This window comes from Heyndrickxia sp. FW510-T9, from assembly GCF_058781025.1.
This window is the reverse complement of the sequence record NZ_JBYSWK010000011.1, coordinates 39,482-53,938: the sequence shown is the minus strand read 5'-3', so window position 1 is coordinate 53,938 and position 14,457 is coordinate 39,482. Positions and strand designations below refer to the sequence as shown.

Annotated in this window: 12 protein-coding genes; 9 read left to right on the top strand and 3 right to left on the bottom strand. The window is 34.6% G+C overall.

All coding sequences use genetic code 11. The features are described from left to right. Positions 1-81 precede the first annotated feature (81 nt). From AC3WJF_RS08110 to AC3WJF_RS08085, 6 genes are all read left to right on the top strand, one after another. Positions 82-363: a hypothetical protein gene (locus tag AC3WJF_RS08110; RefSeq protein ID WP_492451033.1), complete on the top strand. Its 282-nt coding sequence runs from the start codon at positions 82-84 to the stop codon at positions 361-363. 274 nt (positions 364-637) lie between these two features. Next, complete coding sequence (locus AC3WJF_RS08105; protein ID WP_492451031.1) at positions 638-1,519, top strand: aminoglycoside 6-adenylyltransferase; 882 nt, start codon at positions 638-640, stop codon at positions 1,517-1,519. A 351-nt stretch (positions 1,520-1,870) separates the two neighbouring features. Then, on the top strand, positions 1,871-2,536 hold the full coding sequence (locus AC3WJF_RS08100) for a helix-turn-helix transcriptional regulator (protein ID WP_492451029.1): 666 nt from the start codon (positions 1,871-1,873) through the stop codon (positions 2,534-2,536). A 288-nt stretch (positions 2,537-2,824) separates the two neighbouring features. Beyond that, positions 2,825-3,208, top strand: a complete 384-nt coding sequence (locus AC3WJF_RS08095) for a RidA family protein (protein ID WP_492451027.1) — start codon at positions 2,825-2,827, stop codon at positions 3,206-3,208. 23 nt (positions 3,209-3,231) lie between these two features. Continuing rightward, positions 3,232-4,416, top strand: a complete 1,185-nt coding sequence (locus tag AC3WJF_RS08090) for a MalY/PatB family protein (RefSeq protein WP_492451025.1) — start codon at positions 3,232-3,234, stop codon at positions 4,414-4,416. 156 nt (positions 4,417-4,572) lie between these two features. After that, positions 4,573-6,006, top strand: coding sequence for an amino acid permease (locus AC3WJF_RS08085; RefSeq protein ID WP_492451024.1), 1,434 nt, complete (start codon positions 4,573-4,575; stop codon positions 6,004-6,006). 289 nt (positions 6,007-6,295) lie between these two features. Here the strand turns inward: AC3WJF_RS08085 and AC3WJF_RS08080 are convergent, their stop codons facing one another. From AC3WJF_RS08080 to AC3WJF_RS08070, 3 genes are read right to left on the bottom strand one after another with little or no spacing between them, the layout of a single operon-like run. Next, a complete protein-coding gene (locus tag AC3WJF_RS08080) occupies positions 6,296-6,577 on the bottom strand; it encodes a hypothetical protein (protein WP_492451022.1) in 282 nt (93 codons plus the stop codon). Next, a complete protein-coding gene (locus AC3WJF_RS08075) occupies positions 6,552-6,767 on the bottom strand; it encodes a hypothetical protein (RefSeq protein WP_492451020.1) in 216 nt (71 codons plus the stop codon). Before AC3WJF_RS08075 ends, AC3WJF_RS08080 begins: the two co-directional genes overlap by 26 nt. Continuing rightward, positions 6,745-7,515, bottom strand: coding sequence for a hypothetical protein (locus AC3WJF_RS08070; protein ID WP_492451018.1), 771 nt, complete (start codon positions 7,513-7,515; stop codon positions 6,745-6,747). Before AC3WJF_RS08070 ends, AC3WJF_RS08075 begins: the two co-directional genes overlap by 23 nt. A 372-nt stretch (positions 7,516-7,887) precedes the next feature. On the opposite strand from AC3WJF_RS08070, the gene AC3WJF_RS08065 reads away from it, so the two are divergent. The 3 genes from AC3WJF_RS08065 to AC3WJF_RS08055 all read left to right on the top strand — a co-directional run. Continuing rightward, positions 7,888-9,909, top strand: coding sequence for a CapA family protein (locus AC3WJF_RS08065; protein WP_492451016.1), 2,022 nt, complete (start codon positions 7,888-7,890; stop codon positions 9,907-9,909). 172 nt (positions 9,910-10,081) lie between these two features. Beyond that, positions 10,082-11,785, top strand: a complete 1,704-nt coding sequence (locus tag AC3WJF_RS08060) for an NHL repeat-containing protein (RefSeq protein ID WP_492451014.1) — start codon at positions 10,082-10,084, stop codon at positions 11,783-11,785. Positions 11,786-11,971: 186 nt separating this feature from the next. Next, positions 11,972-14,457, top strand: a 2,486-nt coding sequence (locus AC3WJF_RS08055) for an S-layer homology domain-containing protein (protein WP_492451012.1), incomplete at its 3' end; no start/stop codon positions are given.

Sequence of the window (14,457 nt, the reverse complement as noted above, 5' to 3'; positions counted from 1 at the left end):
TCAAATATCAAATAAATGATATTTTCTAAATCGAACTTTTTTTCTGTAATTCCCAATCGTTGTGGAGGATATTCGTAATGAATGGTAAAGCGAACAATATTTTACAATTCAATTCTTGCTAATATAGTAGAAAAGATCGAGGGGGGCATAGGAAAATGGGAAAAAAAGAGGCCTTTCATTGCTATGATTCTATTAATCTGCATTTTTTCAATGATAGAACCTACTTCAAAGGCTGTAACAACGGAAACTTCCAATCAAATTTTCACCAAAAATCTTTCGAAAGAATTGAATTCATACATAAAGAAAAACGGAGGAGATATTGCATTAGAATATCAGGACTTAATTACCGGGGAAATGTATTAAAGGATTATGGAATGTTACTTCTATTGAATAAGCATAGATATTCTTTAATTACTTAATGAAAATGTTGGTGCTTTTTAAAAGAGGAATTGACTTGCAAATGTAGAAATAATATTAATAAAAGATTTCTTTAAATACGAAAGGGAAGTTGAAATGAAAAAAGAGTTGAATAAATTATAACCTCATTATAATAGATTAGGCTTACATAATTCACGAGCCCCTCCAATGTGAATCACATTCCATTCAAAATTAATAAAGGAAAACGGAGTGTTATTTAATGAGAAATGAACAAGAAATGATGGATTTAATAATGAATATAGCAAAGGATGATGAACGTATTCGAGCTGTATATATGAATGGTTCGAGAACAAATCCTAATGCTCCAAAAGATATCTTTCAGGATTACGATATTGTTTATGTAGTGACGGAAACAGCAACTTTTATCAAAGATGAGAGTTGGATAAACATTTTTGGAGATTTGCTTATGATTCAGGAACCAGATAAAAATAACCAATCTTGTGGTATACAGATGGATTTTGATCGTTCCTATGGTTACTTAATGCTTTTTACAGATGGAAATCGGATAGACCTCCATATTGAGACAAAAGAATCCATGCTTGAAGGATATGTTAGTGAAAAACTGACAGTCCCATTATTAGATAAGGACAACATATTACCGCCAATTCCTGCTCCTACGGAAATTGATTATTATGTAAAAAAGCCAACAGAATCAATGTTTGTGAGCTGCTGTAATAATTTTTGGTGGTGTTTGCAAAACGTTGCAAAAGGAATTTGGCGTGATGAATTGCCATACTCTAAACAAATGTTTGAATATGTAATTAGACAAGAACTGGATGAAATGGTCTCATGGTGGATTGGAAGTAAACATGATTTTCAAATATCGGTAGGAAAAATGGGGAAGTACTTCAAACAGTATCTTCCTGAATCTTATTGGAAGATGTATGAAGAAACTTATTCTGATCATGAATATGATAATTTTTGGAATTCTATATTTGTCACTTGTGAATTGTTTAGATCTTTAGCAGAAGATGTTGCAAGAGACTTATGGTTCACATATCCAATGGATGAAGAAACAAATATGACGAAGTATCTTGAAATTGTAAGAAAGTTACCATTTGATGCACAGGAAATAATTTAAATTGAGATTTCATCAGCGGAAAATAGATCTGCTCTAATAAACATATTCTTTAAAAACAGTTAAAGTTTTCAAGCCAAGGGGTCCCAGCTCCTTGGCTTATTTTATGTGTTTATTCATATGAATAACCTAATATGATATATAAATGATGATAAAGAGAAGTATGCTATCAAATTATTACAAACAGATTTGAATTTAATAATGTCTTTAAAAATATAGCATGTATAAATGATGAGATTTGTATTTGTAAAAATTCCAATTCATTGATAATAAATTATTATCTTACAAATAGTTAATTGAAAAAACATTAATGCGTTGGTATATTGATAGGAAAGAAGATAGGAAGGTGTACAAATGAAAAAGAAGATTAATTGGGATATGTATAAAGAATTAGTTTATTTTATAGGGGAATGTTTTGGAGAAAATGTTGAAGTTGTACTGCACGATTTAACTAATTTAGAGCATTCTGTTATTGCCATTTGTAACGGACATGTAACTGGTAGAGAAGTCGGGGCACCATTAACAATGTTTGCTCTTAACAAAATTAAAAACGGAGAACATAGGCTAGAAAATAGAATCATGAATTATAAAGGTACCTCAAAAAATGGCTTCAATACACGTTCTTCCAGCTTTTTTATACGTGATAATAATGGTGAAACGGTAGGGATGCTTTGTATCAATATTGATATTTCGGAATATAAAAGAGCGGAAGAAGTTCTAAAGAGACTTTCCTTTTTCGATGGGCTGCAAACAGAAGAAAATGATAATGATAAATTAATGGAAGAATACCCGAGCTCCATGCCGATGATGGTGGAGGATACGATCAAAGAGGTTATTGCGGACAAAGAAGTACAGATAAATCGTCTTACTGCAAATGAAAAAATAAACATTGTCGATCAATTGCAGAATAAGGGCCTATTTCAGATAAAAGGAGCGGTAAGTGAAGTGGCTGCCAATCTACAAACTTCTGAGGCTACTATTTATCGCTATCTTAGTAAAATTAATAAAAATTTCCGATAGAGAGAAAACGAAGCATGTGTGATAATGATATTTAATAAAAATTTATTATTACAATAAAAAATTATTGACGTTTGTATTTAAAAATGCCATAATTTATTAAAAATAGAGAATATTCAATTGATGATTAAACAAAAATGAAAGGGTTTACATTAGGTTTGTTCCTAAATTCTCTTTAAAAAGATTGCAACATGGAGACGTGTAACATTAGGTGATAATAATTTATTATTATTATAATAAATTATTAAAAATAATCTATTTCTAAGTTAACTAGAAAGAAGGAAGATAGTCATGGAAAGGCAGACAGTTTCTACTAAAAACGCTCCAAGTGCTTTAGGGCCATATTCTCAAGCCATCATTGTAGGAGAATTCATTTTTACATCCGGTCAACTTGGAATTGATCCAGTAACAAATAAATTAAAAGAAGGCCTACACGATCAAGCGATACAAGCGATTCAGAATTTGAAAACGATTTTAGAAGAAGCGGGTTCGAGCTTAAAAGATGTGGTAAAAACCACTGTATTTTTACAAGATATGAATGATTTTGCTGAGGTAAATAAAATATACGGGGATTATTTCCAAGAACCATTTCCAGCTAGAAGTGCTATACAAATTGCTAAATTACCTAGTGCTGGGTTAATCGAAATTGAGGCAGTAGCATTAATCTCAAAATAGTAAAGTAAAGGAGTTAATAGATTATGTATGATTTTGAAACCATTGTGAATCGAACAAACACAGGATCAGCAAAATGGGAACAAATGAAAATGTGGAATCCGAATGTATCAGAAGAAACTATTCCTTTCTCCGTCGCGGACATGGAATTTAAAAACCCGCCCGAGATTATTGAAGGATTAAAAGATTATCTTGATTCCAATATTTTAGGATATACACAGCCAACTGAGAATTACTTAAATGCTGTGTGCGGATGGATGGAAAAGCGACATCATTGGAAAATAGATCCTGAATGGATTGTTGGCTCTGCTGGTGTAGTTGGTGCATTTTATTCAGCTATCAAGGCGCTTTCTAATCCGGGTGAAGGAATCATCATCATGAGTCCTGTTTATTATCCTTTCTACAGTGCGATAGAGCTAAATAATAGGAAGGTAGTGAAAAATCCGCTCATCAATACAGGATCCAATTATACAATAGATTTCGAGGATCTTGAAAGGAAAGCACAAGATCCAAATAATAAAATTTTATTATTCTGCAGCCCGCATAATCCGACCGGAAGAGTGTGGACGAAAGAAGAACTAGAACAGGTAGGAGAAATTTGTCTAAGAAATAATGTTTTAATAATTTCTGATGAAATCCATTTTGACCTTATCATGCCTGGCCATAAGCATACAGTACTTGCTTCACTGTCAGAAGAAATAGCAAATAATACGATAGTATGTACGGCACCTAGTAAAACGTTTAATTTAGCAGGTATGCAGACTTCTAACATTATCATCCCAAATAAGAAAATAAGAGATGCTTATGTAAAAGAAGTTACCTCACAAGGCTTTCATTCATTAAATATTCTAGGCTATAAAGCGTGTGAAATTGCATATACAAAATGTGAAAAGTGGTTAGATGAGCTACTCGCACTCATTCATCACAACCATCTGGAACTAAAAAAATACATTGAAGCAAATATTCCGGAAATCAAAGTCTATGATATTCAAGGTACCTACTTACAATGGATGGACTTTAATGAACTTGGTTTGGATAAAGACGAGCTTGAAAAACTAATGCACGAATCTGAATTATTCTTTGATGAAGGATACGTATTTGGTGAAGAAGGCATAGGATTTGAGCGAATGAATTTAGCGAGTCCGACGAAAACCATTATGCAGGCATTAGAAAAATTGAAAAAAACAACAGATATATTATTAAATAAATAAAAGATTGATAGAAGAAGTTATTTACACAATCTAATGTAATCGTTAGATTGTGTAAATTAACCATATCTCCATTTTATTGAAAATAGCACATCTACAATATTCTGAATTTTCTAATTATATTATATTTTAATAAAAAACTTAGGGGTGGAACAACAAATGGGAGTTAATCGCTCAAGTCAAAAAGTAGAAGTAGAGCACTTGAACAGAGGGTTAAAAAATCGCCATATTCAAATGATTGCAATTGGCGGTGCAATTGGTGTTGGTCTTTTCTATGGCGCTGCTGGTGCTATTCATACAGCAGGACCATCTATTATTCTAGCATATGCAGTCGTTGGAATTGCAATTCTTTGTATTATGCGAGCATTGGGAGAAATGGCAGTGGAAGAGCCTGTGTCAGGTTCTTATGTATCCTATGCGAGTCGCTATATTACACCTTTTGCTGGATTTTTCTTAGGGTGGAATTTTTTATTAACAATAGCAGCTGGATCAGCAGCAGAATATAACGCAATTGGGCAATATATTCAGTTCTGGATTCCTAGTTTTCCAGTATGGGCTTCTGCCACCGTTATTCTTTGTTTTGTAACCATTATTAATATAGTGGCTGTACGAGCGTTTGGTGAACTGGAGTACGTGCTTTCCTTCATTAAGGTGGTAGCAATTATTGGGATGATTATCCTTGGTGGTGCAATGATTATTTTTGGGATTGGCAACGCCGGTCATGCTGTAGGATTTAGTAATCTTGTAAAGAATGGTGGATTCTTCCCGATGGGTATCCGTGGATGGATTCTATCTTTAGTATTAGTAGCCTTCGCTTTTGGTGGTGTGGAAACGGTCGGTGTCGCTTCAGGAGAAGCCGGAGATGTGAAAAAGACCATACCAAAGGCGATCAACGGAGTATTTTGGAGAATTCTCGTTTTCTATATCGGTGCAATTGGAGTTATGGTATGTTTGTATGATTGGCAAGATATCGGAACACATGGAAGTCCATTTGTAGCGGTTTTCTCCAAGATGGGCATTCCAGCAGCAGCATCCATTATTAATTTAGTTGTCATTGCAGCAGGTGTTTCCTCAATGAATAGTGGTATCTATGCTTCCTCAAGAGTAATGTACAATTTATCCCTGCAAGGCCAGGCACCTGCAATTTTATCCAAAGTAAACAAAAGCAAAGCGCCATTTGCCGCACTTATTTTAACGATTGCAACACAAATTGTAGGTATTATTGTTAACTATCTAATGCCAGCATCTGCTTTTGAAGTCTTTTCTTCCATTGTTGTTATCGGACTTATCGCCAACTGGATTTCGATATTATTTAGCCAATTAAAATTTAGAAAAATGAAAATTGCAAACGGCGAAGTGGATAAACTCACTTTCAAAATGCCATTTTGGCCATACTCCAGTTATTTTGCAATCGCTTTCATGACCCTGATAGTTATTGTAATGTGGTTCCTGCCTGCTACTAGAGTTGCTCTCTACGTATGCCCAATCTGGATGGCAATACTATTTATCTTTTACAAACTCACTGCAGCAAAAAGAAAAACAGCAGCAAAAGTTCAACATGAATTTGCAAAGGTTCAAGATGATTTAGTGTGAAACATGGGGACGGTTCTTGCGTTTCACCACAAAAAGAATGAGACATGGTTTGGTTCTTGTGCTTCCCAACAAAAAGAAGACTTCAGTGTATAACGAAGTCTTCTTTTTGTGCTCTAGGCAGGTGGAAAATGAAAAAATACAGTTTTCCAATCCATTTAAACTATTTTTAATGTCGATAAAAAGATATCTAATACTTGGAGAATGGTCAGAGTGACTCCAAGAAATTTGTCTAAGAATTATTTATTATGAAATAGGGACAGAAAAATTGCCTCATTGCTTCTCAAAAATCTTAATGTATTTTCCCAGTATATTTTGTCACGTAAGCGTGTCTCTTAATAAACATCAAAACAGTGTATAAGCATTTATACTCGTTGTCACGCTCCTGTTTTTTAGCTTCTAAATCAAATTGGTCTTCTTTTAAATGTAAATGAAAAGGGTCAAATTGTTTTACGACTTCGGGTGCTTCTTCTGGATGATAATGTCCATGGAATTTCATTAGTGTTCCAGAACTATCATCCCAATCGTAAAAGTATTCTATAATCTCATTAGTTGCATTGTCTATAAATTCCACACACCCCGAGGGAAGGGATATCTAAGTGGAGCTTAAATTTAATACGTTTTGCCTGAACAGATACATTAGGACCATGATAACCAGGGACTTCAACACCAAAAATATTATTTACCTCTTCTATGATGTCTCGAAAATCTAGTGTTTCAAGTCTTTTGAAGTTAGTTCTATTAATCCCTAGTGTTTTGGTCATTCGAAATCCTCTGTAAGAAGAAAGACCACATTGCTGCATCTGATTCTTCTTCAGCAGTTATATTGTTCCAATCCTTGTTTCCAAAGACTTCACTGAAGTCTTTCCCATGATATTTGTTTTTAAAATGCTCTAAATAGGATTGAATTTGTTCTTGTTCAGTAACCGTATTCGCTTGTTTAGAAGCTTCCCATTCTTCTAAATCTTTTTCAAATGCTTCTGCAGCTTCTTTTACTTGATATCGAACACCTGATGGGGCATCGAACCAAGTTTCAGGGTGAATTTTTAATTTTTCATTGATTGATTTACGAACAACTGTTGTCATTTGACCATTTTCTAGCTCCTGTAAAAAACGACCTTCATTGATCCAATTGTTAATAGTTGTTGTACTTACACCAAAGAAAGAAGCCAATTGGCCGGTACTATATCCTCTTACCTCGCTACTTTTTACCCCCTTAAACTTAAATACTCTAGGTTTTGATGGAGTTGTAGCAGCTTTAACAGCTTTAAGGAAGGTTTCTTCTAAGACTGTTTTTTCAAATTTACTATTAAAGAGAATCGATTCGTCGGACCAATTACTTTTCAAATTAATTGAATCCGGAATAAGAGTGGCGATTGTTTTAATAAGAATCAGGCGAAATTCTTTGTCTGAGAAGCTAAGAGAAGCCCAATCTTCTAATTCCATCGTGTTTAATAAATGAATTATTTCTTCAAATTTTTTTTGTTGTGTAGTTGTAATTGGCATTAACATCACCTCTTACCTCCAATCCTATCAAATACTACAACTAACTGCAAGTGTCGAAAACTAACTGAAATCTATATAATTTATATTATTATTGAGATTTCTAAGAAATATACTTATTTGTTTTCGACAATGTATCCAAGAGATAAGGGAGACATGGGGACGGTTCTTGTGTTTCACAGCAAAAAGAAGACTTCAGTGTGTAATCGAAGTCTTCTTTTTGTGCTCAATGAAACATAGGAACCGTCCCTATGTTTCTTCTTTATAGTTGATAGAACATAATGTTACAGAAAAATTCTCCAATCCCTTCGACAAAAATAGATAAATTCACTCTATTTTTCTTGCTAATATAGTAGAAAAGAACGAAGGGGGTATAGGGAAATGGGAAAAATAAAGAGACCTTTCATTGCTATGATTCTATTAATCTGCATTTTTTCAATGATAGCACCTACTTCAAATGCCGTGACAACGGAAACTTCCAATCAAATTTTCACCAAAAATCTTTCGAAAGAACTGAATTCCTACATAAAGAAAAACGGCGGAGATATTACATTAGAATATCAGGACTTAATTACCGGGGAAATGTATCAAAGGAATAGCACGAAATCGTGTGCAGCAGCAAGTACCATTAAACTGCCATTAGTCACCTATGTAATGGAATTGGTAGATAAGAAGAAACTTAATCTAAATCAAAAGCTCACCTACAAAAAATCTCACTTCTCCGGCGGCAGTGGTGTAATAAAAAAGGCTAAATTTGGGACCAAATATACGATCCAAGATCTTGTGAAAAAAGCGGTAGTTTATAGCGACAATATTGCGTTTATTATGTTAAAGGAAAAAGTGGGTAAGAAAAACTTCATTAACTATATGAAAAAGCTTGGCGGAAAATATACCTATCCAAATGGACAAAATAAAACATCTGCACATGACCTAAACATTTATGCTAAGCATTTATACGAATACTCTCAAAAGAGTATGCATGGAAAAGAACTAATTTCTTATTTAGAGCAATCTGTCTACAATGAAACAATACCTAAAGGAATAATAGGGGCAAAAGTTGCACATAAGGTCGGGATGATTCCAACCAACAAGGTTTCCAATGATGTAGGCATTATTTATGATGAGGAACCGTTTATTCTTGCTATAACTACGAATAAATTATCATACAATAAGTCAAAAAAAGTGATTGCAGACATTGCCTCTATAATCTATAAGTATCACAAAATCAAAAACCAAGTTGGTTCCATTATTGCCAATCAGGATGTAGCGGTATACGAAAGTATGAACACAGAGAAAAAACTTGGAACCTTGAAAAAAGATTCCTTGGCTGATATTACCAATATAAAAGGTGCTTGGTTAGAGATTCCATTTGGTACAGGAAAAGGCTATGTGCAAAAAAACTTGGTGACTTGCTATCCTAATCCGATTCAAATAGTAACTGCACAGGCAATAACGAAGAAAACGTCTACATCCCCTATTCGGGATACTTTTGCCGGAGATTTGATGATGGATTGGTCAGTGAAATCCACGATCAATAAAAAGGGTGTAAACTATCCGTTTCAACAGGTTAAAAAGGAAGTTTCCAAAAGTGATGTTGCATTCGTCAATTTGGAAACAGCCGTTACGAACCGAACATCCAAATTTCCAAAGGAATACAATTTCAAATCCAATCCATCCTCTCTACAAGGAGTTAAAAATGCTGGATTCGATCTCGTATCTCTGGCAAATAACCACTCCATGGATTTTAAAAGAGAAGGATTAACCGATACGATGAAATCCTTAAAGAAATACAAGTTGTCTTACGTAGGAGCAGGGTACAATTCAAAGGAAGCCTATACTGCAAAGACATATACGATAAAAGGAAAAAAGGTAAGTTTCCTTGCCTTCTCAAGAGTACTTCCTGCTTCTAGTTGGGTGGTCCAATCTAACCGTGCGGGTATCGCGGACGGATACAATTTAAATATGATTACATCCACCATCAAAAAGACAAAGAAAAAATCAGATTACGTATTTGTCTACCTACACTGGGGAGTCGAGACACATCAAAAACCGGAAGCCTTCCAACGAACATGGGCAAAGAAAATGATTGATTCTGGTGCAGATGCAGTAATAGGGAGTCATTCACATGTCCTGCAAGGATTTGAATATTATAAAGGGAAGCCTATTGCATATTCACTAGGAAATTTCTTATTCCCTAACTATGTCACCGGTGATAAAGCCCAAACAGGTCTATTAAACATCGATATTAACAAAAATACATTCACGATGAGTTTCACTCCATATAAAATCTATCAAGATCAAATTATCACACAAAGCACAGCAGCAAAGAAAAAAGTATGGAGCCATCTTCAATCGATTTCATATGAGGTGAAAGTGAAAGACGGGATAATCTCAAAAAAATAGGAAGAAGAAGGGCAGATTAGGAACCTGCCCTTTTTTCTATCAACCGATGTAGGAAAGTGTCGAGAGAATCATGGTGATTACTACCATTCACTTAAATATAATGGAAAAGTAGGTAAAATGATGCAGGAAATTTTACTTGTAATTAATCATTGGAAGGTAGGGAAAAGATTTTATGAGTCATACGAGAAAATGGCTTCATCTTGGTTTAGCACTTCTAGTTATCTTACTATCATTTTCAGTTCCAACTATTCACACGAAAGCAGCTAGTTCTAGCGGATCTTATTTTTACAGTGATAATAGTAATGCTAAGTGTGATGATTACTTTTGTAATGCTAATTTATACCTCACACCAAAAGGAGACATATACCAAGTAAATACTTATAACGGAAAAATATCATTTTTCGATTCAAAAGGTAAGAAAAAGTGGACTTATACTTTTGAGGAAAATTTAGAAGTAGAGAGCATGAGAACTACATATCAAACGGATAGTAAGGGAAACTTCTATGTGGGTTTAAGAAAACTCAATACTCGTGAGTATTACTTGGCCTCTATCAGTTCTAAAGGGAAATTAAATTGGAAATTCCATATTGATCAAAGTTATGCACTAGGATATGGTCCTTCCAAACCTTTCATTTCCAATGATGGAACTATTTATATCGGAACTGGCAATCCTACTGATTATGTCGGACCATACCATGAAAGCTATTTCTATGCTATTTCACCGACAGGGAAGAAAAAGTGGAGCATAAAGCTTCAAGGCGATGGACGATATTCCGATATAACTCTAAATAGTAGTAATGATCTTGTCATTAATACGGACGCTGATAATAGCGGAGTTTTGAATTACACTATTTCACTAAAGGGAAAAATTATTTCCAGTAAGAAAATAAACTATTTTAACCCTCAATATGATGACAATGGAAATAAATATGCCTTTAATTATGAGAATGATGTCCTAACCGTAACGGATAAAAAAGGAAAAACATTATGGACTTATAAGGCAAAAAACTATTCTAACCTTGAATATGTATCGAACGAAGGAGTCGCATATATATCAGAAGATGGATATTATGTGGCAGTAAATAAAGGTAAGGTTCAGTGGAAAGTCAAAGGGTATTGGGGATTTATACCGGATAATAGGGGTCTCTACCTGTTTGACAGACAGGATATTGGAGATATCGGAAAAGGAAAGACCATTATCCAATTGCTAGATAGGAAGACTGGGAAAATACAAAATACGAAGACAGTAAATTTTCCAACATCAATGTATGTAGTGCACCCAAAAGGCTTTATCCTTCTATCCCAGGGAGCAAACATTTACAAAGTTTCCTTAGTGCCAGAGCTATCGGATCCGTTAAAAGCATCCCAGGTAAAAGTGGTAAACAATACTGGAAAATCCGATACCGTAACTGTTAGCGGTTTGGCTAAAAACGATATAATCAAAGTGTATAGTAACAAAGGTGCACTTCTTGCATCTCAAAAGGCAACTAGCTCGAAACTAGTATTATCTATAAAGCAAATAGGCAAAACAGCCGGTAAGCTATACGTAACGATTAATCACCCAGGAAATGCGGAGAGTTCGCGAGTAGCAATCTCTTACAGCGGGGAACAATCTGCGAAATTAACATCCAAACAAGTAGCTGTAAAAAATAATAAAAATAATAGTGACACCATCACTATTTCTAAATTATTAAAAGGTGATATCGTAACTGTCTATTCTAGTAAATCTAAGCTAACAAGTGCTACTGCCAAAGCAAGCTCCTTGAAAATATCCATCAAACAACTAGGTAAAAAAGCAGGGACTGTTTATCTAACTGTTAAAAAAGCAGGAATGAAAGAAAGCAGCAAATTGGCAGTACATTATAAGGCTGAGTAATAACTACGGGGACGGTTCATGTGGTTTCTTGGCCGGTGCCTGACACTATGGGTGTCAGGCACCACCTGAAAAATATTGATTCGCTGGACTAGGATTTTATCTCAATGACAAATTAAATATGGTTAAGTTTTCCACTGGATTATATAATGGAGTAGTATATTAGAACAAAGGGGGATATATACGATTGTGAAAAAAGGATTTTCATACAAACAAAATTGGAGATTGTCGACTTTTGTCTTAATCTTATCGACTCTTTTATTCCTAGTTGGTACGCATAATGTTAGCGCCAAAAGTACTGACAAGGTAACAAAAGAATATAATGCAGCATTATCCGCTTATAAAACTGCGGTTGCTAAATTGCATGCTGCGGAGAAAAAGACTCCGGCTTTCTACATTAGCGGTGAGATCACTAAAAGGAGTAAAAGTGAATTATGGATATGGGGGACTGCAGCGAGTGACTATGCCTCACCTAGTCATCCAGGATGGCTCATAAGTGATGGTAACATTGTAATTAAAAACTATGATTCACGTAATATTAGTTATAACAATTACTATGGTTGGAATTATTATATTAAACAAACCACAGGAGTTGGCTTATTCGGTCAAAGTGTCCCTGTGAATATATATGGTCCAGCACCATCGAAAATTATCAGTTTGCAAAAATCGGTGGATGCGGCCTCAAGAAAACTACATGAAAAAAAATTAAAACTACCGGCGCAATTTTCGATTCAATATAAAGGGTCCAATGTAACAGACAACCAAAAAAAACCGATAAAATTGGATCAGTTACCATTAAACATATCCCTTAGTAATCAATCTAAAGGGGCAGAATCAAGCTCTTGGTATATCTCTACCGGCAAAAATAAATGGAAGCTAGTTTCGAATAGTACTAATGCCAAAGTAAGCATTACATCTGACAAAGCTACTATTAAATTAGTTATTAATCATAACCAGAAAAATTATAAAATACATACTGTCTATGCTTCTTTACCAGCGACAGGATTTAAAGATGTAGCCAAAACTCACTGGGCAGCCCATTCGATTATTAAGGTTACCAAGTCAGGGTTAATGAAGGACTATAAGGATGGGAAATTCCACCCGAATAACGCAGTCACTAAGGGGGAATTCGCTAAATTAATAGTGCAAGCTTATAAAATCAAAACAATAAGTCCTGCAACTCCTTCTTTTGCAGACGTGTCAAAAAATAATTCATATTATCCTTATATTGAAGCTGCTAAATACTATTTTAATGGAAAATTTTCGACAGATAAGAACGAGAAATTCAATCCAAACGCAATTATTAGAAGAGATGAAGCAGCAGCTGTCATGGCAAGAATAACATTATTAGACCAGCAAAGCATAAGTGGAGAATCCTATTTAAAGGCAAGGTATAAGGATTATAAAACGATTTCTCCAAGTCTTTACAAGCTGGTGGCTATTGCTATTAACAATGATCTTATTTTAGGCTATGACAATCGTACCTTTAAAGGCAGTAGCTCGTTAGACCGAGCAAACGCCGCATATTTGGTAAATCAAACATCGGAAAAATATTATAGTAAATATAAAGACAATGTAAAGTTCACCTATACTTTGCCTGATAGTACTTTTAATAATAATGTAACAATTTACATGAAAATGAGAGGAAATGCCAAAGTTTATTTGGAAAATCAAATAGTCAAATTTGACTATTATGATGAAGCATCAAAATCCTTTCGATTAGTAAATGGAGAAGGAACTTACATTTTTAATATAAGAATTGTCCAGCCTTTCAGTATAAAAGAAATAAATAAGAAGGTTATTTACAAAATTCCATCTCCTACACTGAAAATCAATACTTTGCCTGCTAATACAGATGAACAGTCCATAAACATCAGTGGGAAAGTAACGGATCCAAGTGATGATGACCCAACAATTTATATCAACAATCAGAAAGTTTACGTAGGATATAACGGAGATTGGTCGAAAAATATAGAGCTATCTGAAGGTACTAACACTTTTGTCATAAAGGCTGTGAATAGATCCGGAAAAGCCACAACTATAACAAAAGTAATTAACTTTAAACCTGCCGCACCAGCTTTAATAATCAACGCCATTCCGGAATCGACCGATCTAGATAGCATTACAATCAGCGGGAAGGTCACCGATAAAAATGATAGCCACCCAACGGTTTATGTAAATGATGAAGAAGTGTATGTGAATGTATATGATAGTGGTAAATGGTCCAAGACTATTAAACTACAAGAGGGAACAAATACTATCAAAATAAAGACTGTGAATAGTCTCGGAAAGCAAACCACAGTCACGAAGAAAATCACTTTTAACCCAGGGAATCCAGTTCTTACAGTCAACACCATTCCAGAATCAACCGATCTAGATAGCATTACAATCAGCGGGAAGGTCACCGATAAAAATGATAGCCACCCAACGGTTTATGTAAATGATGAAGAAGTGTATGTGAATGTATATGATAGTGGTAAATGGTCCAAGACTATTAATCTACAAGAGGGGACAAATACTATCAAAGTAGAGGCAGTGAATAGTCTTGGAAAGCAATCCTTAGTTACGAAAAAAATTACTTTTAACCCAGGGAATCCAGTTCTTACAGTCAACACCATTCCAGAATCAACCGATCTAGATAGCATTACAATCAGCGGGAAGGTCACCGATAAAAA

Excerpts from the sequence above, each read along its gene's own strand:
- AC3WJF_RS08090 (WP_492451025.1), top strand. The coding sequence starts at position 3,232 with ATGTATGATTTTGAAACCATTGTGAATCGAACAAACACAGGATCAGCA.
- AC3WJF_RS08100 (WP_492451029.1), top strand. The coding sequence starts at position 1,871 with ATGAAAAAGAAGATTAATTGGGATATGTATAAAGAATTAGTTTATTTT.
- AC3WJF_RS08105 (WP_492451031.1), top strand. The coding sequence starts at position 638 with ATGAGAAATGAACAAGAAATGATGGATTTAATAATGAATATAGCAAAG.
- AC3WJF_RS08110 (WP_492451033.1), top strand. The coding sequence starts at position 82 with ATGGTAAAGCGAACAATATTTTACAATTCAATTCTTGCTAATATAGTA.
- AC3WJF_RS08075 (WP_492451020.1), bottom strand. The coding sequence starts at position 6,767 with ATGACCAAAACACTAGGGATTAATAGAACTAACTTCAAAAGACTTGAA.
- AC3WJF_RS08070 (WP_492451018.1), bottom strand. The coding sequence starts at position 7,515 with ATGTTAATGCCAATTACAACTACACAACAAAAAAAATTTGAAGAAATA.
- AC3WJF_RS08085 (WP_492451024.1), top strand. The coding sequence starts at position 4,573 with ATGGGAGTTAATCGCTCAAGTCAAAAAGTAGAAGTAGAGCACTTGAAC.
- AC3WJF_RS08095 (WP_492451027.1), top strand. The coding sequence starts at position 2,825 with ATGGAAAGGCAGACAGTTTCTACTAAAAACGCTCCAAGTGCTTTAGGG.
- AC3WJF_RS08060 (WP_492451014.1), top strand. The coding sequence starts at position 10,082 with ATGAGTCATACGAGAAAATGGCTTCATCTTGGTTTAGCACTTCTAGTT.
- AC3WJF_RS08065 (WP_492451016.1), top strand. The coding sequence starts at position 7,888 with ATGGGAAAAATAAAGAGACCTTTCATTGCTATGATTCTATTAATCTGC.